Source organism: Streptococcus sp. FSL R7-0212 (genome assembly GCF_038007985.1).
Lineage (GTDB): Bacteria > Bacillota > Bacilli > Lactobacillales > Streptococcaceae > Streptococcus > Streptococcus parauberis.
Genome location: NZ_JBBOYF010000001.1, coordinates 1,274,067 through 1,296,004, shown reverse-complemented (window position 1 = coordinate 1,296,004; position 21,938 = coordinate 1,274,067). Strand labels below are relative to the sequence as shown.

General features: G+C 35.7%; 22 protein-coding genes. 19 read left to right on the top strand and 3 right to left on the bottom strand.

Annotated features, from left to right (window positions below; genetic code table 11):
- The first annotated feature begins 6 nt into the window (after positions 1–6).
- From MKY69_RS06610 to rfbB, 8 genes are all read left to right on the top strand, one after another.
- A complete protein-coding gene (locus tag MKY69_RS06610; protein WP_340791199.1) occupies positions 7–654 on the top strand; it encodes a CPBP family intramembrane glutamic endopeptidase in 648 nt (215 codons plus the stop codon).
- Positions 655–749: 95 nt separating this feature from the next.
- The gene (locus MKY69_RS06605; protein ID WP_013794081.1) at positions 750–1,433 is read left to right on the top strand and encodes a tRNA (adenine(22)-N(1))-methyltransferase; all 684 of its coding nucleotides are present in this window, start codon (positions 750–752) and stop codon (positions 1,431–1,433) included.
- Entirely contained in the window at positions 1,423–2,211 is a 789-nt protein-coding gene (locus MKY69_RS06600) for a Nif3-like dinuclear metal center hexameric protein (protein ID WP_003107147.1), read from the top strand. The genes MKY69_RS06605 and MKY69_RS06600 overlap by 11 nt, the downstream gene beginning before the upstream one ends.
- A gap of 14 nt (positions 2,212–2,225) precedes the next feature.
- On the top strand, positions 2,226–3,047 hold the full coding sequence (locus tag MKY69_RS06595; RefSeq protein WP_003103893.1) for a ZIP family metal transporter: 822 nt from the start codon (positions 2,226–2,228) through the stop codon (positions 3,045–3,047).
- Between the two features lie 4 nt (positions 3,048–3,051).
- Positions 3,052–4,176, top strand: a complete 1,125-nt coding sequence (locus MKY69_RS06590) for an NAD(P)/FAD-dependent oxidoreductase (protein ID WP_340791198.1) — start codon at positions 3,052–3,054, stop codon at positions 4,174–4,176.
- Positions 4,177–4,222: 46 nt separating this feature from the next.
- Positions 4,223–5,092: a glucose-1-phosphate thymidylyltransferase RfbA gene (rfbA, locus tag MKY69_RS06585; protein ID WP_003104922.1), complete on the top strand. Its 870-nt coding sequence runs from the start codon at positions 4,223–4,225 to the stop codon at positions 5,090–5,092.
- Positions 5,092–5,685, top strand: a complete 594-nt coding sequence (locus tag MKY69_RS06580) for a dTDP-4-dehydrorhamnose 3,5-epimerase family protein (RefSeq protein ID WP_003105922.1) — start codon at positions 5,092–5,094, stop codon at positions 5,683–5,685. Before rfbA ends, MKY69_RS06580 begins: the two co-directional genes overlap by 1 nt.
- A 21-nt stretch (positions 5,686–5,706) precedes the next feature.
- Positions 5,707–6,753, top strand: a complete 1,047-nt coding sequence (rfbB, locus tag MKY69_RS06575) for a dTDP-glucose 4,6-dehydratase (protein WP_003107140.1) — start codon at positions 5,707–5,709, stop codon at positions 6,751–6,753.
- 29 nt (positions 6,754–6,782) lie between these two features.
- Here rfbB and MKY69_RS06570 read toward each other — a convergent pair whose 3' ends face one another.
- Positions 6,783–6,974, bottom strand: coding sequence for a hypothetical protein (locus MKY69_RS06570; RefSeq protein ID WP_003103548.1), 192 nt, complete (start codon positions 6,972–6,974; stop codon positions 6,783–6,785).
- Between the two features lie 62 nt (positions 6,975–7,036).
- A complete protein-coding gene (locus MKY69_RS06565; protein ID WP_003104420.1) occupies positions 7,037–8,047 on the bottom strand; it encodes a lactonase family protein in 1,011 nt (336 codons plus the stop codon).
- A gap of 251 nt (positions 8,048–8,298) precedes the next feature.
- On the opposite strand from MKY69_RS06565, the gene MKY69_RS06560 reads away from it, so the two are divergent.
- From MKY69_RS06560 to budA, 5 genes are all read left to right on the top strand, one after another.
- Positions 8,299–8,781, top strand: coding sequence for an NUDIX hydrolase (locus tag MKY69_RS06560; protein ID WP_003108263.1), 483 nt, complete (start codon positions 8,299–8,301; stop codon positions 8,779–8,781).
- A gap of 20 nt (positions 8,782–8,801) precedes the next feature.
- Positions 8,802–9,983: an AI-2E family transporter gene (locus MKY69_RS06555; protein ID WP_003104801.1), complete on the top strand. Its 1,182-nt coding sequence runs from the start codon at positions 8,802–8,804 to the stop codon at positions 9,981–9,983.
- The gene (locus tag MKY69_RS06550) at positions 9,973–11,205 is read left to right on the top strand and encodes a tetratricopeptide repeat protein (RefSeq protein WP_062806541.1); all 1,233 of its coding nucleotides are present in this window, start codon (positions 9,973–9,975) and stop codon (positions 11,203–11,205) included. Before MKY69_RS06555 ends, MKY69_RS06550 begins: the two co-directional genes overlap by 11 nt.
- Before the next feature lie 120 nt (positions 11,206–11,325).
- Positions 11,326–13,002 carry an acetolactate synthase AlsS gene (alsS, locus tag MKY69_RS06545; protein WP_003107132.1) on the top strand — a complete coding sequence of 559 codons (1,677 nt, stop codon included), beginning with the start codon at positions 11,326–11,328 and terminating at the stop codon, positions 13,000–13,002.
- A gap of 12 nt (positions 13,003–13,014) precedes the next feature.
- Positions 13,015–13,734: an acetolactate decarboxylase gene (gene budA, locus MKY69_RS06540; protein ID WP_003107129.1), complete on the top strand. Its 720-nt coding sequence runs from the start codon at positions 13,015–13,017 to the stop codon at positions 13,732–13,734.
- A 104-nt stretch (positions 13,735–13,838) separates the two neighbouring features.
- Here the strand turns inward: budA and MKY69_RS06535 are convergent, their stop codons facing one another.
- Positions 13,839–15,494, bottom strand: coding sequence for an Rqc2 family fibronectin-binding protein (locus MKY69_RS06535; protein ID WP_340791197.1), 1,656 nt, complete (start codon positions 15,492–15,494; stop codon positions 13,839–13,841).
- A 315-nt stretch (positions 15,495–15,809) separates the two neighbouring features.
- On the opposite strand from MKY69_RS06535, the gene trpX reads away from it, so the two are divergent.
- The 6 genes from trpX (at position 15,810) to MKY69_RS06505 (ending at position 21,937) form a co-directional block, all read left to right on the top strand.
- Positions 15,810–16,808, top strand: coding sequence for a tryptophan ABC transporter substrate-binding protein (gene trpX, locus MKY69_RS06530; RefSeq protein ID WP_340791196.1), 999 nt, complete (start codon positions 15,810–15,812; stop codon positions 16,806–16,808).
- A gap of 12 nt (positions 16,809–16,820) precedes the next feature.
- Positions 16,821–17,690 carry an ABC transporter permease gene (locus tag MKY69_RS06525; RefSeq protein ID WP_003103962.1) on the top strand — a complete coding sequence of 290 codons (870 nt, stop codon included), beginning with the start codon at positions 16,821–16,823 and terminating at the stop codon, positions 17,688–17,690.
- Positions 17,687–18,448: an ABC transporter ATP-binding protein gene (locus MKY69_RS06520; protein WP_340791195.1), complete on the top strand. Its 762-nt coding sequence runs from the start codon at positions 17,687–17,689 to the stop codon at positions 18,446–18,448. Before MKY69_RS06525 ends, MKY69_RS06520 begins: the two co-directional genes overlap by 4 nt.
- Before the next feature lie 174 nt (positions 18,449–18,622).
- Positions 18,623–20,287: a ribonuclease J gene (locus MKY69_RS06515; RefSeq protein WP_003106093.1), complete on the top strand. Its 1,665-nt coding sequence runs from the start codon at positions 18,623–18,625 to the stop codon at positions 20,285–20,287.
- Positions 20,288–20,399: 112 nt separating this feature from the next.
- Complete coding sequence (locus MKY69_RS06510) at positions 20,400–21,185, top strand: alpha/beta hydrolase (RefSeq protein WP_340791194.1); 786 nt, start codon at positions 20,400–20,402, stop codon at positions 21,183–21,185.
- Positions 21,186–21,250: 65 nt separating this feature from the next.
- On the top strand, positions 21,251–21,937 hold the full coding sequence (locus tag MKY69_RS06505; protein WP_003107121.1) for a M57 family metalloprotease: 687 nt from the start codon (positions 21,251–21,253) through the stop codon (positions 21,935–21,937).
- The last annotated feature ends 1 nt before the right edge of the window (position 21,938 follow it).

Here is a 21,938-nt window from a genome sequence, read left to right as displayed (position 1 = left end):
GGAATAATGATGTCATTTGGGAAAAAATTGATTCGTGTGTTGACCTTACTATTAATTACTGTGGTAAATGGGAATTTATTGACATTAACGTTTTTACCGATAAGTAATGGAAATTCACTACCAATCTTTAATCAAATCATTGGATTGATTCTCTTATCAATTACTGTTATAGTAATGATTTACTTAGCAAAAAAATGGGAGTTTCCAGTTATTGCACACTGGCCTTGGAGTGCAAAGGAATTTCTAATTGTGCTATTAGGAGTTGCTAGTATGTACATAATTGCTCAAATCTCAGCGCAGATTTTGTTATTATACAAGATTACAAGTAGTGAAAACGGAAATTTATTACTAGCTTTATTCTCTCATTTTAATTTTATTATAAAATTTGCCTTTGGCTCATTATTAATCCCATGTATCGAAGAGACAATTTTTCGCGTGGGCATAATTGGTTATCTTTTTAAAGGCAAACCCCTTCTAGGTTTACTGATTAGTTCACTAGTTTTCGGTTTAATGCATGAGCCTCGACTTAGTTTAGTTTTACTCTTCTATTCTTCCATGGGGATGATTTTAGGTTTAGTTTACTTAAAAGCTAAACGATTAGATATTAGTATTGCTGTCCATGGTCTACATAATTTCATCTTTATGCTTTTATAAATTCACTTGGTTCGGAATAATAAGTTATCCTATTATTCTTTTTTGCTATTTTTGTTATAATGGATAGGTATTAAGAGTAGAAAGTATGAGTAATTATGGAATATTTATCACAACGTTTGCGCGTTGTTGCAAATTATATCCCAAAGGGGAGTAAATTATTGGATGTGGGGAGTGACCACGCTTACTTGCCTATTTATCTTGCGGAAAGAGGCTTAATCTCATCAGCTATTGCTGGTGAGGTGGTTAAAGGTCCCTTTGAATCAGCCCAAAAGAATGTCAGTCAACATTTATTAGCTGATAAAATTGAAGTTAGATTGGCTAATGGTTTAGGAGCTTTTGATGAAAGTGACCATGTTACTGCAATTTCGATCTGTGGAATGGGTGGCCGGTTAATAGCTGAAATTCTTGAAGCAGGAAAAGAAAAATTAGACAGTGTTGATGTTTTGGTTTTACAACCTAACAATCGTGAGGATGATTTAAGACGTTGGCTGTCTCAAAATGGATTTGTCATTTCTGGTGAAACAATCATGACAGAGAATGATAAATTTTATGAAATCATTCTGGCCAAGCATGGCCGTCGTGAATTATCACAATTGGAAACGCGTTTTGGACCGCTTTTAGGTCCTGAAAAGTCGCCTGTTTTTAAAGCCAAATGGCTGAGAGAATTCGAGAAGTTGGCCTATGCCTACTCTTGCGTTCCAGAGGACAATCTGGAAGATCGCTCTGCTATTTTCCAAAAAATGGAGTTGATTAAGGGGATGATTAAGGATGAAAATTAGAGATATTGTTAATCGTTATGAAGCATTTTGTCCTCAAGATTTGTCGATACCTGGAGATATTGTTGGTTTACAAATTGGTAGTTTAGATAATGATGTTTCAGCAGTAATGGTTACGTTGGATGTTCGTGAAGAGACTGTTAAGGAAGCTATCGCCAATGATGTTGACTTAATCATTACTAAGCATGCACCAATTTTTAAAGGGGTTAAGGATTTAATTTCTTCTCCGCAGAGGGACATTCTTTTGGATTTGGTCAAGCATGACATTTCTGTCTATGTTAGTCACACTAATATCGATGTTTTGGATGGTGGACTTAATGATTGGTTCTGTGAAATGCTCGACATTAAAGAGGCTCAATATTTGTCTGAAACTAGAGATGGATTTGGGATTGGACGCATTGGTTCAGTTGATAAACAACCATTAGAAAGTTTTGCGCAAACTGTTAAGCAAGCTTTTAATCTTGAAACAGTCCGCTTAGTAAGATATGGTCAAGTCAATCCGATGATTTCGAGAGTTGCCATTTGTGGTGGTAGTGGTGACGACTTTTATACAGATGCTTTGGCTAAGGGAGCAGATGTTTATATAACTGGTGATATCTATTATCATACGGCTCAAGAAATGTTGACGGATGGACTTTTAGCAATTGATCCAGGACATCATATTGAAGTCATATTTATTGAGAAAATAAGTCAATTACTTGAACAATGGAATCAAGAAGCAGGTTGGGATATTATCGTCCGTCCGAGTATGTCTTCAACCAATCCATTTAATTACCTATAGAATTGGAGTTCGTTATGGATTGGATTGCTAATCAGGACCTTGTCTTTTTAGCCTTTTTAGCAGGGCTATTTACCTGGTCTTGTACAATTGTTGGAGCAGCTATTGTTTTTTTCTTTAGAACGATTAGCCGTCGCTTACTTGACAGTATGATGGGATTTGCAGCAGGTGTTATGATTGCTGCCTCATTTTGGTCTTTGTTAGCTCCGTCTATTGAGTTCGCTAAATCATTATATGGTGGACTTGCTTGGTTCCCAGCTGCGGCAGGCTTCTTACTTGGTGGTTTCTTTTTGAGGGGAATAGATGCTCTGGTACCTCACTTGCATTTAGACAAAGAAGTGTCTGAAATGGAAGGGATTCAAACTGGTAAAAAATTATCAAAAACAGCACTTTTATTTTTAGCTATTACGATTCATAATATACCTGAAGGTTTAGCTGTGGGTGTTACCTTCGGAGCTCTGGCACATGGTGATTTTTCAAAAGCTGCTTTGTTAGGTGCAATTAGTTTAGCTCTTGGGATTGGGATTCAAAATATTCCAGAAGGTGCCGCCTTGTCTATTCCAATTCGTGCCGATGGTAAATCAAGGGCTAAAGCTTTTTACTGGGGCTCAATGTCAGCAATTGTTGAACCAATTGGCGCGGTTATTGGGGCGGCACTTGTTCTCAAGATGTTGCCAATTCTTCCATATGCATTGTCTTTTGCTGCTGGTGCAATGATTTTCGTAGTTGTCGAAGAGTTAATTCCGGAATCACAAACCAATGGTAATACAGATATTGCAACCCTTGGCTTAATGCTTGGATTTGTGATTATGATGGTATTAGATGTAGCATTGGGGTAAAGAGATGAATGAAAAGAAACAAGTAGCAATTGTTGGTGCTGGTATAGTTGGCTCAACTGCAGCTTATTATTTAAGTAAGGAAAAAAATATAGCCGTAACGATTTTTGATTTTGGTCAGGGACAGGCAACCAAAGCAGCAGCAGGGATAATTAGTCCTTGGTTCTCTAAACGAAGAAACAAAGCTTGGTATCATTTGGCTAAATCGGGCGCGGCTTTTTATCAAACCTTGGTTACTGATTTAGAAAAGGAAAATATCGACACTAGCTTTTATCAAAAAAATGGTGTTTTTCTATTGAAGAATAAAGAAGAAAAACTAAATGACTTATTAGAACTAGCACAATCAAGAAAAGCTGATGCACCTTTAATAGGTGATTTATCACTTCTTTCAAAAGAGCAAGCTAATAGTAAATTTCCAGAATTGGAAGGTTTTAATCAACTGTTATTTGCTTCAGGAGGTGCTCGAGTTGATGGTGCAAAATTATGCCAATCTTTAATTGAAGCATCGGGTATTGAAGTGATTTCAAAAAAGGTAAAGATAAGCAGTCAAGGGAAACAATATTTGATTGATGATCAGCTATTCGATGAGGTCATCTTAGCTTGTGGAGCTTGGTTGGGACAAATATTAGAACCTTTAGGTTACCAAGTTGATATTAGAGCTCAAAAAGGTCAATTGCTTGACTATCATTTCGATGGTCTGGCTAGTGAGAATTTTCCCGTTGTCATGCCTGAAGGTGAGATAGATGTCATTCCCTTTCCTAATGGAAAAATTTCAGTTGGAGCTAGTCATGAAAATGATAAAGGCTATGACCTATCAGCTGATGATAAAGTACTAAGTCACTTAGAAGAAACAGCTATCACTTTTTATCCAAATCTGAAAAATGCTTCAAAGAAAACTGTTAGAATAGGAACAAGAGCTTACAGTAGTGACTTTCTCCCATTCTTTGGAAAAATTCCTAAGAAAAAAAGATTATTTGCGGCAAGCGGTCTAGGCTCATCAGGTTTAACCGTTGGACCATTGATTGGAAAAGAACTAGCAAATTTAGTTAAAAATCAGGAAACATTTTTAAATCTTGAACAGTATCCAATTGATTCATATATCCGTTTAAGTGACAGTCTACAAAAAAAATGATAGAATAATATAGATTTATACAAATATAATATAGAGGAGTTTCTGAATGAAAGGTATTATACTAGCAGGTGGTTCTGGAACACGTTTGTATCCATTAACCCGTGCAGCATCAAAACAATTGATGCCAATTTATGACAAACCAATGATTTACTATCCACTTTCTACACTTATGTTGGCTGGAATCAAGGATATCTTAATTATTTCAACACCTCAAGATCTTCCACGTTTTGAAGAATTACTTGGAAGTGGTTCGGAATTTGGTATTAATTTATCTTATGCTGAACAACCAAGTCCTGATGGGTTGGCACAAGCTTTCATTATTGGTGAAGAATTCATTGGTGATGATAATGTGGCATTAATTTTGGGTGATAATATCTATCATGGAAATGGCTTAACAAAAATGCTTCAAAAAGCTGCATCAAAAGAAAAAGGTGCAACAGTCTTTGGTTATCAAGTAAAAGATCCGGAGCGCTTTGGTGTCGTTGAATTTGATGAACAAATGAATGCCATTTCAATTGAAGAAAAACCTGAACAACCTAAATCAAATTTCGCCGTTACAGGTTTGTATTTCTATGATAATGATGTCGTTGAAATTGCAAAAAATATTAAACCAAGTCCTCGTGGTGAACTTGAAATTACTGATGTTAACAAAGCTTATTTGGAACGTGGTGATTTATCAGTAGAACTCATGGGTCGTGGTTTTGCATGGCTAGACACTGGTACACACGAAAGTCTTTTAGAAGCTGCGCAATATATTGAAACTGTTCAACGTTTACAAAATGCACAAGTTGCTAACCTCGAAGAGATTGCATACCGTATGGGTTACATCACCAAAGAGCAAGTATTTCAATCAGCTCAATCATTGAAGAAAAATGAATACGGACAATATTTACTTAGATTAATTGGAGAAGCATAATGTCAGAAACTTTTTTTGAAAAGGCACTTGCTGCTAAGCCAATCGAAGCCATTCCTGGGCTAATCGAATTTGATATTCCAGTCCATGGTGATAATCGTGGTTGGTTTAAAGAAAACTTTCAAAAGGAAAAAATGCTTCCTTTAGGATTTCCAGAAAGCTTTTTTGATGAAGGAAAATTACAAAATAATGTTAGCTTTTCTCGCAAACATGTTTTACGTGGACTGCATGCTGAACCTTGGGATAAATATATTTCCGTAGCTGATGATGGAAAAGTTCTTGGCTCTTGGGTTGACCTTCGTGAAGGTGAAAGTTTTGGTAATGTTTACCAGACTGTTATTGATGCTTCAAAAGGAATTTTTGTACCACGTGGTGTCGCCAATGGTTTCCAAGTATTATCTGACAAAGTATCTTATAGTTATCTTGTCAATGATTATTGGGCTTTGGATTTAAAACCGAAATATGCTTTTGTTAACTACGCTGATCCTACCTTAGGAATTAAATGGGAAAATTTAGACCAAGCAGAAGTTTCAGACGCAGACAAAAATCATCCAATGCTTAAGGATGTAACACCATTAAAAGCAACAGATTTATAAAAATTGAATTAAGGAAAAATCATGTCAGATTATAAAAATATTATTGTAACAGGTGGAGCTGGGTTTATCGGTTCTAACTTTGTTCACTACGTTTATAACAACCATCCAGATGTACATGTTACTGTTTTGGATAAATTAACTTATGCTGGGAACCGTGCTAACCTTGAAGAAATTTTGGGTGATCGTGTTGAGTTGGTTGTTGGGGATATCGCTGACGCAGAATTAGTTGATCAATTAGCAGTAAAAGCGGATGCTATTGTTCACTATGCAGCTGAAAGCCACAACGATAATTCACTAAAGGATCCAAGCCCATTTATCCATACAAACTTTATTGGTACCTACACATTGTTAGAAGCTGCACGCAAGCACAATATTCGCTTCCACCATGTATCAACTGATGAAGTTTATGGTGACCTTCCATTACGTGAAGATTTACCAGGACATGGCGAAGGCGAAGGCGAAAAATTTACTGCTGAAACAAAGTATAATCCTTCATCACCATATTCTTCAACAAAAGCTGCGTCAGATTTGATTGTTAAAGCTTGGGTTCGTTCATTTGGCGTTCAAGCAACAATCTCTAATTGTTCAAATAATTATGGTCCATACCAACATATTGAGAAATTTATTCCTCGTCAAATCACTAATATTCTATCTGGTATTAAACCAAAATTATATGGTGAAGGTAAAAATGTTCGTGACTGGATCCATACAAACGACCACTCTACTGGTGTTTGGGCAATTCTCACCAAAGGTCAAATTGGTGAAACTTACCTAATTGGTGCAGATGGTGAGAAAAACAATAAAGAAGTTTTAGAATTAATACTTGAAAAAATGGGTCAACCTAAAGATGGATATGATCACGTAACTGACCGAGCAGGACATGACTTACGTTATGCTATTGACTCAAGCAAGCTTCGGGATGAACTTGGTTGGGTTCCGGAATTTACTAATTTTGAATCTGGTTTAGAAGAAACAATCAATTGGTATAAAGAACATGAAGACTGGTGGAAAGCTGACAAAGAAGCAGTTGAAGCAAACTATGCAAAAACACAAGAAATCATTAAATAAAAAAAGAGCCTAGGCTCTTTTTTTATCAATTATTTTCCAAATAAACCTTTAACTTGATCTAAGACTCCACTGATTCCTTCTGAACCATCTAATAAGCCTTTTGCTTGGTCAAAATATGATCCAAGTTCATCTTTATGTTCAGTAATGAAATCTTTTGCACCAGCTAAATCTTTGTTAGCAATTAGTTCTTTAACTTGTTCAAATAGTTCTTGTGCTTGCATGGTTTTACCTCTAACATTTATTTTCTTAATTTAACCATAGGAATGCTTTTTTTGCAAATATTTTAATCTTCAAAAACGCAGACAGATTCGGGTACATAAAAATCTTTGCTCATCAATTCTAGATGACCAGTATGTAGATTGCGTTTATAGACAGTTGCATTATCTGACTCTTGATGTGGGATAATCAAGTAGTTTTGATTTTTTGTCAAAATAAAATCTCGAGGCGTATCCCCGTAACTTGGAACAATTTCCAATAAATCTAGTTGGGCATCTTTTCTGATTGAATAGACCGCAATAGAGTTATGGCCACGGTTACTAGCGTATAAATTTTTTCCATCCGCACTAATTCGAATAGCTGCTGTTGCATTAAAATCAATATAGTCAGTTGGCAAGGTCGATAAACTCTGTAATTTTTCGAATTGACCCAATCCATTATAAATTAGGACCTCGATTCTTGCATTCAGTTCACCTAGTAAATAGGCAATTTTTTCTTTAGGATGAAAAACAAGATGACGAGCGCCAGCTCCTGGTGTTGCTTGATAATTCGCAATTTGCTTTAATTTGTAATCACTAGTAATGTCATATGTTGTGACTGAGTCTGTTCCTAAGTCACAAGTCACCAAATATTTGTCTGGCGTTATTCCAACGTAGTGGGCGTGAGCTGATTTCTGATTAGGGTGAGGACCAGAGCCTTGTAATTGGACCAAATCTATAAGGGTCAAACCACCATCCTCGTTAATTTTATATAAGGTAATTTGGCCTTTATGATAGTTAGCTGCGTAAACTAGTTGACGGTCTTCATCAATTGTTAGGTGGCATAATGAGCCATCTTTAAGAAGAACATCGTTTATCTTTTGGCCATTGCTGTTTAAGGCAACTAAACCACCCATGTCATTTACTTTAGTGATGGCATAAAAATTTCCAGCTACTGATTTAGTTAGATATGTAGGATTTTGTAACTTAGCAAATAATTTTATAACTGAAAGTTGACCAGTTTTTTGATTAAATTGTGTCTGATAAATACCTTCAGATTTTCCTCTTGTATAGGTTCCAAAATATAGTGAAGTGTTCATTAGTTTTCCTCCACGTTTAAATGAATTATAGCATATATTTGTGAAATCCTACAGTTTGAGGACATGAAAAGTTTCTTTTCAAAGTCTTAAAACTTTTTTAAAAAGATGATTTAAAAGCTCGAGAGTAAAAAAACTGTAATTTATTACACTTGAAAGTTAGTTTTAAAAAGATATTTTTGAAAAAGAAAATGATTGATAGCAATATTTCATCAGATTGGTATAATAGATACAGATAGAAAAGGAAGGCAATTATGATGCAATTAGCAACAATTTGTTATATTGATAATGGAGACTCATTATTACTATTACACCGAAATAAAAAAGAGAATGATATTCATGAAGGGAAATGGATTTCTGTGGGTGGTAAACTTGAATCTGGCGAGAGTCCTGATGAATGTGCTATTCGTGAGATATTTGAAGAAACACATCTAACTGTTAAAGAGATGGACTTTAAGGGTGTGATTACTTTTCCTGAATTTACACCTGGTCTTGATTGGTATACTTACGTTTTTAAAGTGACGGACTTTGAAGGACAATTGATTTCAGACGAAGAATCTCGAGAAGGAACTTTAGAATGGGTTCCTTATGATGAAGTCTTAAAGAAACCAACTTGGGAAGGTGATTATGAAATCTTCAAGTGGATTTTAGAAGATCGTCCATTCTTTTCAGCTAAATTTACTTATGATAAATCAAATCAATTAATTGATCAATCTGTACACTTCTATGAAAAATAATAAGGAGTATGTAATAATAAATGAATAAAAAAAATGATTCACAGCTCTCAGAAACTTGGTTTTATAAATGGGTTTTAAATAATCAAGCATTAAGCATTATGCTTGTAGTTTTAGTATTTTTATTAACGATTCTAGTGTTTACCAAAGTTTCCTTTCTTTTTAGACCTATTTTTTCCTTTTTAACTATTTTGATGTTACCTTTAGTAATTTCTACTATCTTATATTATCTGACAAAACCGTCAGTAGATTTAATTGAAAATTTAGGACCAAATCGAACAACATCTATTTTTATTGTTTTTGGTTTAATTATTTGTATCTTAATTTGGGCATTTTCAGGGTTGATTCCAATGATTAGCAATCAAATGACTACTTTCCTTAAAGATTTACCCAAGTATGTCGGAACTGTTAATCAAGAAGCTAATAAATTCTTAGAAAACAAATGGTTGGTCAGCTATCAAGCAGAACTTCAAGATATGCTTACAAATATTACTAACAAAGCTTTAGATTACGCTCAAACTTTTTCGAAACATGCGATTGATTGGGCCGGGAATTTCGCAGGTGCAATTGCTCGGATTACCATCTCAATCATCATCTCTCCATTTATTCTCTTTTATTTCCTGAGGGATAGTGGAAAAATGAAGGATGGAATTGTAGAAACTTTACCTACTCGACTAAGAAAACCAATTGCGCGTGTATTGGGGGACATAAACAAACAATTATCTGGCTACGTGCAAGGACAAGTGACCGTCGCTATTATTGTTGGTATTATGTTTAGTATCATGTTTAGTATTGTTGGGCTCAAGTACTCAGTTACCTTTGGTATTGTGGCAGGATTCTTAAATATGGTTCCTTACCTCGGTTCATTTTTAGCGATGATTCCTGTTGTCATAATGTCCTTGGTTCAAGGCCCCCTAATGTTAGTAAAAGTCTTGATTGTCTTTACTATTGAGCAAACAATTGAAGGACGTTTCGTAACGCCTTTAGTTTTAGGGAATAAGCTGAGCATCCATCCGATTACAATTATGTTCTTATTACTGACAGCAGGTGCCATGTTCGGTGTCTGGGGTGTCTTCTTAGTCATTCCAATTTATGCCTCTGTTAAAGTCGTTGTCAAAGAATTATTTGATTGGTATAAAGGTGTAAGTAGCCTTTACGTGGATAAAAAAATTATTGTTGAGGAGAAACGTGACCATGCAGAATAGTGAAAAAATGATTGCTTCTCTAGATCAACAAGATTTAGCACATGCAGAGAAGTATTTTGAACGTGCATTAAAGAGTGATTCTGATGAAACACTTCTAGCTTTAGGTGAATACTTAGAGAGTATCGGATTTCTTCCCCATGCCAAACGCATTTACTTACAACTAAAAGACCAATATCCTGAATTAAATCTTAATTTGGCACAGATCGTAGCTGAAGATAACTTGGTTGAAGAAGCATTTTTATATTTAGATGCCATTGATGAAGACAGTCCCTATTATGTCAATGCCTTACTTGTTATGGCTGACTTATATGATATGGAAGGTTTGACTGATGTCGCACGCGAAAAACTTGTTGAAGCTAGTCAATTGAATCCAGATCCTTTAATTATTTTTGGTTTGGCTGAAATTGAATTAGATTTGGAACATTTTGATCAAGCTATAGCTCTATATGCTAAACTTGATAATCGTCAAATCCTTGAAGATACAGGTGTTTCTACTTATCAACGTATTGGTCGAGCTTATGCTAGCTTGGGCAAGTTTGAAGCAGCTATTGAATTTCTTGAGAAAACAGTTGAGATTGAATATGAAGATGAGAGCCTTTATGAATTAGCAACTCTTTTATATGATCAAGGTGAATACCAAAAAGCCAATTTATATTTCAAACAATTGGAGACCATGAATCCTGATTTCCCAGGTTATGAGTACGTGTATGCCCAGAGTTTACATGCCGAGCATAAAACGGACCAAGCACTTCGTTTGACTCAGCAAGCTCTCAGAAAAAATCAATTCGATCCACAATTATTATTGTTAGCATCGCAATTTGCTTTTGAATCTCATGATATAAGCAGTGCTGAATCTTATCTTTTAAAGGCTAAGGAAATTAGTGTGGATGATGATGAAGTTTTAATGAGACTGTCAAATTTATACATCGATGCGCAGCGATTCGCAGATGTCATCAATTTAAAATTAGAAGAATCAGATAACGTTTTAAGTAAATGGAACTTAGCTAAGGGCTACCAAGGATTAGATCGTGAAGAGGAAGCATTTGAAATCTATCAAGAATTAGAAAATGATTTAAAAGATAATCCAGAATTTCTCTCTGATTATGTCTTAATTCTCCGTGAATTTGGAAATGGTCAAAAAGCAAGACAAATGGCTGAAAGCTACTTGAAACTTGTACCTGATGATATCAATATGTTAAATTTTTTAAATGATTCTTGGTAAGTTCTAAGCGGTTGCAAATAAACGTTGAAAATAACATGAAAATATTCACAAATAAATTGTAAGTTTTTTACTATTTCAAATGCTATAATTATCTTATCGTATGATTAAGGAGATATTATAATGACAGATTCAAAAGAATTATATGGGGCTGACTTAGTAGTTGATAGCCTTATTAACCATGATGTAAAATATGTTTTTGGGATTCCAGGCGCAAAAATTGATAAAGTTTTTGATACTTTAGAAGACAAGGGTCCGCAATTAATTGTGTCGCGTCATGAGCAAAATGCGACTTTCATGGCACAAGGTATTGGACGTATCACTGGACAACCAGGTGTTGTTATTGCAACCTCAGGGCCTGGTATTTCAAATTTGGCTACTGGATTAGTAACTGCAACAGCCGAAGGAGATCCTGTTTTAGCTATTGGTGGACAAGTTAAACGTAGTGATTTACTTAAACGTTCTCACCAATCAATGAAGAACGTTGCTATGCTTGAACCAATTACTAAATATTCAGTTGAAGTACAAGATGCTAATACGCTTTCTGAAACAATTGCTAATGCTTATCGCTTAGCCAAGTCAGGTAAGCCTGGAGCAAGTTTTATCTCAATTCCACAAGATGTGACTGACAGTCCAGTATCTGTTAAAGCAATTAAACCACTTACTGCACCTAAGTTAGGGTCTGCTTCAGTTGAGGATATTAACTATCTTGCACAAGCAATCCGCAATGCTGTATTACCAGTCCTATTATTAGGTAATGGTGCATCTGATGCCAAGGTCACAGCTTCAATCCGTCGTTTATTAGAATCTGTCAAAATTCCTGTTGTTGAAACTTTCCAAGGTGCTGGAATTGTTTCGCGTGAACTTGAAGAAGAAACATTCTTTGGCCGTGTTGGTTTGTTTAGAAATCAACCAGGTGATATGCTTCTTAAGAAATCAGACCTTGTCATTGCCATTGGTTATGACCCAATTGAATATGAAGCTCGCAACTGGAATGCAGAAGTCTCAGCACGCACTATCGTAATAGATGTAGCACAAGCCGAAATTGATACTTATTTCCAACCTGAACGTGAGTTAATTGGGAACATTTCTGATACTATTGATTTGTTATTGCCTGCTGTCAATGGTTATACTTTACCAGAAGGATCAGTTGAGTATCTACAAAACCTTAAGAAGAACATGGCTGGTGATATCAAATTTGAACGTGATTCAAAAGACGGTCTAGTTCATCCACTTGATGTCATTGACATTTTACAAGAACAAACAAAAGATGACATGACGGTAACTGTTGACGTTGGTAGTCACTATATCTGGATGGCTCGTTACTTTAAATCATATGAAGCCCGTCATTTACTCTTCTCAAATGGTATGCAAACTCTTGGTGTTGCATTACCATGGGCAATTTCAGCAGCACTAGTCCGTCCACACAAAACAGTTATTTCAGTTTCAGGTGATGGTGGCTTCCTCTTCTCTGCACAAGAGCTAGAAGTAGCTGTTCGCTTGAACCTTCCAATTGTTCACATCATTTGGAACGACGGTCGCTACAATATGGTTGAGTTCCAAGAGGAAATGAAATATGGTCGATCTTCAGGTGTACAACTTGGTGATGTTGACTTCGTTAAATATGCAGAAGCATTCGGAGCGAAAGGTTACCGTGCAGATAGTGCAGAAGCATTTAAAGATATTTTGGCCAAAGCTATCGCAGAATCAATTAACGGTCCAGTATTGATTGATATTCCAATTGATTACAAAGATAACGTAAAACTTGGCGAAACTATTTTACCTGACGAATTTTATTAAGAAGGTGGACAAATGACAGAAAATAGAACTCTTTTTCAACATAATACACTAGCATCATTAATGGCTGGTCTCTATCATGGGACTATGTCCATTTTTGATTTGCTTGAAAAAGGTAATCTTGGTATTGGTACTGTAGATGGTATAGATGGAGAACTGATTATTCTTGATGGCAAAGCTTATCAAGCTATTGGAACTGGTGAAAAAGCTGAGGTTATTTCTCTTAATGGTACAGAAACTGTTCCGTATGCAGCTATTATTAATCATCATAATGATATTAATTTTGATATTACAAAATCAATAAGTGATAGTGAATTAAAAGAAATGATGGAAGCTAAGTTTATCAGTGCCAATCTATTTCAGTCGATAAAAATCCATGGTCAATTTGATCAAATGCATGTCAGAATGATTCCTAAGTCACCAATTGGAAAAAGTTTTGCAGAAATAGCTAGTAACCAACCTGAATTTATTGAAGAAAATATTTCAGGTAGCTTGGTTGGTTTCTGGACACCAGAACTTTTTCACGGTGTGAGTGTGGCGGGCTATCATCTACATTTCCTATCAGATGACCTGAAATTTGGTGGGCATGTAATGGACTTTCAAATGGCTAAGGGTCAAGTTGAAATTGGATATGCTGAACATTTATTGCAAGACTTTCCAAGTCAAAATGAAGCTTTTCAAAAAGCTAAATTTGACGTTGAAGCCTTAAAAGAAGATATCAGAAAATCAGAGTAGATAAAAAGGTCCAGTGGACCTATTTTGTGGAATTAATACCTCACCACATAAGAAAAGTAAAATAGATAATATACTAAAATAAAAACTGAACCTCGGTTCAGTTTTTATTTTAGTTTTATTGCTTCAATTTTATCTTTGATTGGAGTTACACGAAGCGTTTTCTGTCCGGTATAGGTTACAAAACCTGGTTTAGCACCAGAAGGTTTATGTAATTTCTTAGCTTCAATCATATCAACTTGAACCAGATTTGATAGGCGTCCTTTTGAATAGAAAGCAGCTAATTCAGCAGCATCAGTTTTCACTTCGTCACTAGGATTAAGATTATCTTTGATAATAACATGACTACCTGGAATGTCTTTGGCATGGAACCATAGTTCGCCTTTTTTTGCCATTTTGAAAGTCAATTCTTCATTTTGGAGATTATTTCGTCCGACCATAATAATCGTTTTGCCATCAGTAGCCAGATATTGCTCAGGTTTTTTTCGTTTATGTCGTTTATCAGTAGCTCGACGTTTCATAAAGCCTGCTTCAACTAGCTCCTCACGAATATCGGCAATTTCATCAATCGACGCTTGAGACAGATTATAGTCAACACTTTCGAAATAAGCAATGCTCTGCTTAGTCTCTTCAATCAAGTTGCTCAAGTGTTTGACTGCCTCTTTTAGTTTTTGATATTTTTTGAAATATCGCTGTGCATTTTGATTAGGGGTTAAGGCAAGGTCTAAAGCAATATCGATAGGTTCACCTGTATAATAATTATCTAAGGTAACACTTGTTTTGTTATTCGGAACAAGCGCCAAATAAGTAGTTAAAAGCTCACCTTTTTGTCTAAATTCTTCAGCATTCTCTGTTGCCACCAATTCAGCTTCTTGCTTGGCCAGTTTTTTAATATTCTTCTCAAGCTCAATTTGAACACGATGTAAGAGGTCGCTAGCTTGCTGAGAAATACGATCTTTTTCTGCCTTATCTTGATAAAAGTAATCAAGTAATTCAGATAATCTATTAAATTCGCCAGCTTGGGAATCAGAAAAAGGAATTGCAGAAAATGATTTTTCAGTCAGCGTCGGAAGGACTGGAGTATTGAAAAATGCTCTAAATTGATCTAATTTGTTTGATTGCAGCTGATCTGAAAGGTTGCTTGCTGTATCTCTTCCTAAACCTTGGAAGAGTTTTTGTAAAGATTTTGGTGCCAAATCCTCTGTTTGTAAGATTTCAAATAATTCTAAATCAGAAATAGTAAAGGGATTCTTTGAACCCGTTTTAGGAGGGTGAATATAAGCAGAGCCCGGTAGAATAGTTCTGTAAGAATTTTGTGAAAAACCAACATGCTTTATTGACTCTATAATTTTCTTTTCAGCACGATCAATGAGAATGATATTGCTGTGTTTACCCATTATTTCAACCATTAGAGTGGCTTGAATGGCATCACCAATCTCATTTTTATTTGAAACACGGATTTCAAGAATCCGGTCATTATCATCTTGTTCAATGCTTTCGATAACTGCACCTTGTAAGTATTTACGCATAATCATGGTAAAGGTGTTTGGCGTTTGTGGATTTTGGAAGTCACTTTGAGTAACTTGAATTCGTCCAAAAACAGGATGGGCTGAAATTAATAATTTATAGTTTTGTCGATGGTTTCTGATAGTGAGAACAAGCTCGCTCTGAAAAGGTTGGTTAACCTTTTGAATGCGACCATTTACCAAGACCTCTTGTAGTTCCAGTGTTAAGTGATGTAAGAAAAAGCCGTCAAAAGACATGGTTTCTCCTTTCTGTTTTCTAATCTCTTAATTATAACACAAGTTGATGGTGGAAAATAATAATATGGAAGACTTGCAATTTTCTGAATTTAAGATATAATGTAAAAAAATACATGAGGAGAAGTTGAGATGACAAACACAATGATAAACTTAAATTGGCAAAGCTGGCATAGGTAAAGTTGTGTTTATGGATTGGCATAGATACGGCTTTTAGAGGTACTCTAAAATACTATCTGTGCGCGAGTCTTGACTATCAAAAAAGCGCTTAGTAGATTATACTTTGCGCTTTTTTTATTTATTATTGAAAGGACATTTATGAAAAATAAAAGTTTAATTGCAACATTATTGTTAATCACACTCCTAGTTTGTAGTGCTTTGCTATTTGAAAAACCGAAAGGACCAAATCTATTCTTGGATAAAAAGGTTGTACGCGTTGGGATTCTTCAATTAATCACACATGAAGCATTGGATCAAATTGAAAAAGGGATTGAGGATGAATTAGGGAAATCAGATGGTTCAAAAGTGAAAATCGAGATTAAATTGATGAATGCTCAGGGTGATCAAAGTAAGATTCAGACCATGAGTCATCAATTGGCTGATGGTGGCAGTGATATTTTGGTCGGAATTGCTACGCCTGCAGCCCAGGGCTTGGCTGCAGCCACTAAGGATGTTCCGGTTGTTATGTCTGCCATCTCTGATCCGGTTGGCGCCAAATTAGTTACAAATCTCAAACTGCCTGAGGGGAATGTAACAGGTTTGTCTAATAAAGTACCCGTTAAGCAAACAGTCGACTTAATCAGAGAATTAACACCAAGTGTGAAGACTATCGGTATCCTTTATGCTAGCAACGAAGATAATTCGATTTCTCAAGTCAAAGAGTTCCAAGCCTCAGCAGAATCTAAAGGCTATACAATTAAGACCTACTCAGTCCCTTCAACGAATGAAGTCTCATCAACCATGTCTGCTATATCAGGAAAAGTCGATGCCTTGTTTATTCCTCAGGATAATACAATTGCATCAGCCTTCGCTACAGTTATATCGACAGCTAACAATGCTGGCCTACCAGTCTACTCTAGTGTGGATACAATGGTTAAGGATGGTAGCCTTGCTTCAATTTCCCAAAGCCAATATCAATTAGGTGTAGAAACTGCAAAACAAGTTAAGGCACTGATTTCAGGTAAGAAAGTGTCGCAAGTACCAGTTAAGATTGTCGACACTGGAAAACCAGTTCTAAATTTACAAGCCGCAAAAAGTCTGGGCATAACCGTGCCTGACCAGTTAAAGAAAACATCAGACATTCTGGTTAAAGAATAGAAAGGATAAGATATGATTATTTCATCAGTTTCACAGGGCCTTTTATGGGGTATCCTTGGTTTAGGGATTTATCTGACTTTTCGGATTCTAAATTTTCCTGACATGACAACAGAGGGCTCTTTTCCTTTGGGAGGAGCAGTCGCTGTAACCATGATGAATCAGGGACACAATCCATTCTTGGCAGCTTTTTTAGGGATGTTTGCCGGTGCATTAGCAGGATTGGTAACTGGACTTTTATATACAAAAGGTAAAATCCCAACTATTCTAGCCGGAATCTTGGTTATGACCTCTTGTAATTCAATTATGTTAATGGTTATGAAACGGGCTAATCTTGGTCTGCATAATTTGAAAAGATTGCAAGATTATTTCCCTTTTCGACCAGATATCAATATCTTATTAATGGGATTACTAGCAGTGGTTTTAGTTATTTCAGTTTTAATTTATTTTCTATATACTGATTTGGGACAAGCCTATATAGCTACTGGTGATAATCGAGATATGGCAAAGAGCTTTGGGATTAATACTGATCGGATGGAAGTAATGGGCTTAGTTGTTTCGAATGGGCTAATTGGTCTATCTGGTGCCTTAGTTAGTCAACAAGATGGCTATGCCGATGTTTCAAAGGGAATAGGCGTGATAGTTATTGGATTAGCAAGTATCATTGTTGGTGAGGTTCTCTATTCAACTGGACTAACTTTACTTGAACGTCTAATTGCTATTGTAGTTGGTTCGATTTTATATCAATTTCTAATATCCGCAGTAATTATTTTAGGATTTAATACTAATTATTTAAAATTATTTAGTGCTATCGTTTTAGCCATTTGCTTAATGGTTCCTGTTCTTCGTCAAAAATTGTTTAGAAATGTGAGGTTGAGTAGATGACAGATAAGATAATTGAATTAATTGATGCCAGCCTTACCATTAATAATGGTTTTGATGAGACGAAAACAATTCTGGATAATGTTAATTTAACCATTCGTCAAGGTGATTTTATTACTATTCTTGGTAGAAATGGTGCAGGGAAATCAACCTTGTTTAATGTTATTGCTGGTACTCTTTTCTTAAGTAAGGGACAAATTAGGATATTGGGACAGGATGTTACACACATGGGAGCAGAAAAAAGAGCTGTTTACCTAGCACGTGTTTTTCAGGATCCCAAAATGGGAACTGCACCAAGGATGACTGTCGCAGAGAATCTCTTGATTGCTGAAAAAAGAGGTCAAAAAAGACAATTGACTAAACGGACCTTGGCTCATCGCAATCAAGATTATCTAAGCTTATTAGCTAAAACTGGTAATGGCCTTGAAAAGCATTTAGAGACGCCTACAGGCCTCTTATCTGGCGGCCAAAGACAAGCTCTAAGTCTATTGATGGCAACCATAAAGCGTCCGGATTTGCTATTGCTTGACGAACATACTGCAGCCTTGGATCCCAAGACAAGTAAATCCTTAATGAATCTAACCAATCAGTTTGTTAATCAAGCTCAACTAACAGCCCTAATGATCACCCATCATATGGAAGATGCATTAACCTTTGGAAATCGTTTGATTGTTATGAAAGATGGTAAAATCATTCAAGATTTAGACCAAACATTAAAGGCACAGATGACCATCTCTGATTATTATCAGCTTTTTGAATAAAAATAAAGCTAAGTTCAAATAGAACTTGGCTTTTTTATCTGAAAGTATGAATTGATTTTCATGAATCTTTAGCATTTTTGTGATATACTGTAAGGGAGTGTAGCTTTGCTACAAAGCAGTAAATCGACTTACAAGTTAAGGACCGTATGTAATAAAAATAAAAAGAGGAGTATCATGAGTGATATTAAAGTAATCGCCTTAGGTGGAGTTCGTGAATATGGTAAGAACTTCTATTTGGTCGAAGTTAATGAGTCAATGTTTATTTTAGATGCTGGTATTAAGTATCCAGAAAACGAACAATTAGGTGTGGATTTGGTTATTCCTAATTTAGATTATGTGATTGAAAATAAAGATAAGGTTCAGGGTGTATTTTTAACGCACGGCCATGCTGATGCAATAGGTGCTTTGCCTTATTTATTATCAGATGTCTCAGTACCTGTATTTGGTTCAGAATTAACAATTGAATTAGCTAAATTATTTGTTAAAGGAAACAATAACACTAAGAAATTTAATAATTTCCATGTTGTAGACAGCGAAACTGAAATTGAATTTAAAGATGGTCTCGTTTCTTTCTTTAAAACAACACATTCGATTCCAGAAAGTTTAGGAATTGTCATTGGCACAGATCAAGGTAATATTGTTTATACTGGGGACTTTAAATTTGATCCTGCAGCTCGCAAGTCTTACGAAACTGATTTAGGCAGATTAGCTGAAATTGGTAAAGAAGGTGTCTTGGCATTATTAGCTGACTCTGCAAATGCAACAAGCAATGTGCAAATTGCCAGTGAGTCAGAAGTTGGCGAAGAAATGAATAATGTCATTGGGGATGCTGATGGTCGCGTTATCGTGGCAGCAGTGGCCTCAAACTTAGTTCGTATTCAACAAGTTTTAGATGCAGCAGTTGCGCATAGTCGTCGCGTTGTCTTGACTGGTACAGATGTTGAGAACATTGTTCGTACAGCTATTCGTTTGAAAAAATTGATGATTGTCGATGAACGACTCTTGATTAAACCAAAAGATATGAATAAATACGACGATAATGAATTGGTCATCTTAGAAGCTGGTCGTATGGGCGAGCCGATTAACAGTTTACAAAAAATGGCAGTTGGTCGTCACCGTTATGTGCAAATCAAAGAAGGTGATTTGGTCTATATCGTCACAACTCCAAATGTTTCCAAAGAAGCAATGTTGGCGCGTGTTGAAAACCTTGTTTATAAAGCAGGGGGCAGTGTGAAACTAATTACACAAAATCTACGCGTTTCTGGACATGCAAATGGTCGTGATTTACAACTTCTAATCAATTTAATGAAACCAAAATATCTTTTCCCTGTTCAAGGTGAATATCGTGATTTAGCTGCACATGCAGTCGTCGCTGAAGAGGTTGGTGTCTTTCCTGAAGATATTTATATCATGAAACGAGGCGATATTATGGTCTTGAATCCTGATGGCTTCCTTCATGAAGGTGGTGTTCCAGCCAGTGATGTGATGATTGATGGTAATGCAATTGGTGATGTCGGGAATATTGTTCTTAGAGATCGAAAAGTATTGTCAGAAGATGGAATTTTTATCGTTGTCATTACTGTTAGCAAAAAAGAAAAAACAATTATTTCCAAAGCAAAAGTCAATACACGAGGATTCGTTTATGTTAAGAAGAGTCGTGATATTTTACGTGAAAGTGCTGATTTGGTAAATACAACTGTTGGTAACTATTTATTACAAGACAACTTTGATTGGGGAGAACTAAAAAGTTCTGTCAGAGATGAATTGTCTAAATTCTTATTTGAACAAACAAAACGTCGCCCTGCTATTCTTCCGGTAGTCATGGAAGTGAGATCATAAAATTGTCAATCGATTTAGCTATCGGGCGCTAGCAATTTTAAAATGAAAAGAGAGGAAAGTTGAGTTAATCAGCTTATCCTCTTTCTCTATTTGAATCACAAAAGGAGTTTTTATGGCATCAATGGCAATTGAGTATAAATCTGAAGTAATGGGGATGGAACGACAAGTCAATGTCATTTATCCTGATCAATCTGAATTAAAGGCTGAGGATCGTGGGGATCAGGATATTCCTGTCCTCTATCTGCTCCATGGGATGGGTGGAAATGAAAATTCGTGGCAAAAAAGAACGGATATTGAACGTCTGGTCCGTCACACTAATGTGATTGTTGTGATGCCTTCAACTGACCTTGGTTGGTTTACAGATACTGCCTCTGGTTTGCCCTATTATCAGATGATTGCTGAAGAATTACCAAAGGTTCTTGCAAATTTTTTTCCTAATATGACTAAAAAGCGTGAAAAAACATTTATTGCTGGACTTTCAATGGGTGGTTACGGGGCTTATAAGTTAGCTTTAACTAGTAAAAAATTCTCATATTGTGCTTCTTTTTCTGGCGCCTTAACTATTCCCGAAGCTGGTGAAGAAGAGTTGGATGAGATAAGTATGCGTTATTGGCAGGGCATTTTTGGCAATCCTAATGCTTCTCATTTTGATGAATATTACTTAAGAAGTATGGTTAAAGACTTTGATTTTCAGACTAAATTTTATGCTTGGTGTGGTTATGAGGACTTTTTGTTTAAAGCAAATGAAAAAGCTGTCCAAGAATTAAACAATTTAGGTCTCGAAATTGATTATCAAAAAGACCATGGTAAACATGAATGGTATTATTGGAATCAGCAATTAGAAGTATTATTAGAATGGTTACCAATAAACTACATAAAAGAGGAAAGGTTATCTTAGATCGAATAGATTTGAAGTTAGTTTAGAGTATGAAAAAATTTTTAAAAATAATTTTGTGGCTGCCAATGAAGCTGATTGAATGGCTTTTTCGGATAATTTGGGGCTTTGTTCAAACGATTTTATTGTTAGCTATTATCTTTTTTGGTTTGATTTACTATTCCAATCACAGTGATTCACCATTAGCTAACCAAATTGCTAATGTAACCAATCAAATTGTTGCCATATTTAATACTATTAGTAATAGTCAGAAATCTAGTTCGGCAAGTCAACACCAGGATAATGACCATATTAAAGATACAGAAAATAGCAAATGGTCGTCTAATAAAGCAAGTGTTTATATTAATGCCACTAATCCAGTTTTTATTAATGCCTATCATGCAGCCATAAATAACTGGAATAATACTGGAGCCTTTACTTTTACCTTAACTATGAATCAAAAGAAGGCAAATATTATTGCGGATCAAATGAATGACTCTAAAGTCATTGCTGCTGGATTAGCAAAAGTTGAAAGCCAAACATTAAATCACCAGTTATCTTCAGCTAAGGTATATTTAAATTCTTATTTTTTAATGGATCAGTCCTATGGATACCAAGCTGATCGAATTGTTCATACAGCTGAGCATGAATTAGGTCATGCGATTGGTCTTAATCATAAGGATACTGAAAATTCGGTAATGCAATCCTCAGGTTCATTTTTTGGCATTGAACAGACTGACATCAATCAGGTATCTGAGCTATATCAAGGAAACTAGA

What these genes read in the sequence shown, in the direction of transcription:
- MKY69_RS06610 (WP_340791199.1), top strand. Translation starts at nt 7, where the DNA reads ATGATGTCATTTGGGAAAAAATTGATTCGTGTGTTGACCTTACTATTA.
- MKY69_RS06605 (WP_013794081.1), top strand. Translation starts at nt 750, where the DNA reads ATGGAATATTTATCACAACGTTTGCGCGTTGTTGCAAATTATATCCCA.
- MKY69_RS06600 (WP_003107147.1), top strand. Translation starts at nt 1,423, where the DNA reads ATGAAAATTAGAGATATTGTTAATCGTTATGAAGCATTTTGTCCTCAA.
- MKY69_RS06595 (WP_003103893.1), top strand. Translation starts at nt 2,226, where the DNA reads ATGGATTGGATTGCTAATCAGGACCTTGTCTTTTTAGCCTTTTTAGCA.
- MKY69_RS06590 (WP_340791198.1), top strand. Translation starts at nt 3,052, where the DNA reads ATGAATGAAAAGAAACAAGTAGCAATTGTTGGTGCTGGTATAGTTGGC.
- rfbA (WP_003104922.1), top strand. Translation starts at nt 4,223, where the DNA reads ATGAAAGGTATTATACTAGCAGGTGGTTCTGGAACACGTTTGTATCCA.
- MKY69_RS06580 (WP_003105922.1), top strand. Translation starts at nt 5,092, where the DNA reads ATGTCAGAAACTTTTTTTGAAAAGGCACTTGCTGCTAAGCCAATCGAA.
- rfbB (WP_003107140.1), top strand. Translation starts at nt 5,707, where the DNA reads ATGTCAGATTATAAAAATATTATTGTAACAGGTGGAGCTGGGTTTATC.
- MKY69_RS06570 (WP_003103548.1), bottom strand. Translation starts at nt 6,974, where the DNA reads ATGCAAGCACAAGAACTATTTGAACAAGTTAAAGAACTAATTGCTAAC.
- MKY69_RS06565 (WP_003104420.1), bottom strand. Translation starts at nt 8,047, where the DNA reads ATGAACACTTCACTATATTTTGGAACCTATACAAGAGGAAAATCTGAA.
- MKY69_RS06560 (WP_003108263.1), top strand. Translation starts at nt 8,299, where the DNA reads ATGATGCAATTAGCAACAATTTGTTATATTGATAATGGAGACTCATTA.
- MKY69_RS06555 (WP_003104801.1), top strand. Translation starts at nt 8,802, where the DNA reads ATGAATAAAAAAAATGATTCACAGCTCTCAGAAACTTGGTTTTATAAA.
- MKY69_RS06550 (WP_062806541.1), top strand. Translation starts at nt 9,973, where the DNA reads ATGCAGAATAGTGAAAAAATGATTGCTTCTCTAGATCAACAAGATTTA.
- alsS (WP_003107132.1), top strand. Translation starts at nt 11,326, where the DNA reads ATGACAGATTCAAAAGAATTATATGGGGCTGACTTAGTAGTTGATAGC.
- budA (WP_003107129.1), top strand. Translation starts at nt 13,015, where the DNA reads ATGACAGAAAATAGAACTCTTTTTCAACATAATACACTAGCATCATTA.
- MKY69_RS06535 (WP_340791197.1), bottom strand. Translation starts at nt 15,494, where the DNA reads ATGTCTTTTGACGGCTTTTTCTTACATCACTTAACACTGGAACTACAA.
- trpX (WP_340791196.1), top strand. Translation starts at nt 15,810, where the DNA reads ATGAAAAATAAAAGTTTAATTGCAACATTATTGTTAATCACACTCCTA.
- MKY69_RS06525 (WP_003103962.1), top strand. Translation starts at nt 16,821, where the DNA reads ATGATTATTTCATCAGTTTCACAGGGCCTTTTATGGGGTATCCTTGGT.
- MKY69_RS06520 (WP_340791195.1), top strand. Translation starts at nt 17,687, where the DNA reads ATGACAGATAAGATAATTGAATTAATTGATGCCAGCCTTACCATTAAT.
- MKY69_RS06515 (WP_003106093.1), top strand. Translation starts at nt 18,623, where the DNA reads ATGAGTGATATTAAAGTAATCGCCTTAGGTGGAGTTCGTGAATATGGT.
- MKY69_RS06510 (WP_340791194.1), top strand. Translation starts at nt 20,400, where the DNA reads ATGGCATCAATGGCAATTGAGTATAAATCTGAAGTAATGGGGATGGAA.
- MKY69_RS06505 (WP_003107121.1), top strand. Translation starts at nt 21,251, where the DNA reads ATGAAGCTGATTGAATGGCTTTTTCGGATAATTTGGGGCTTTGTTCAA.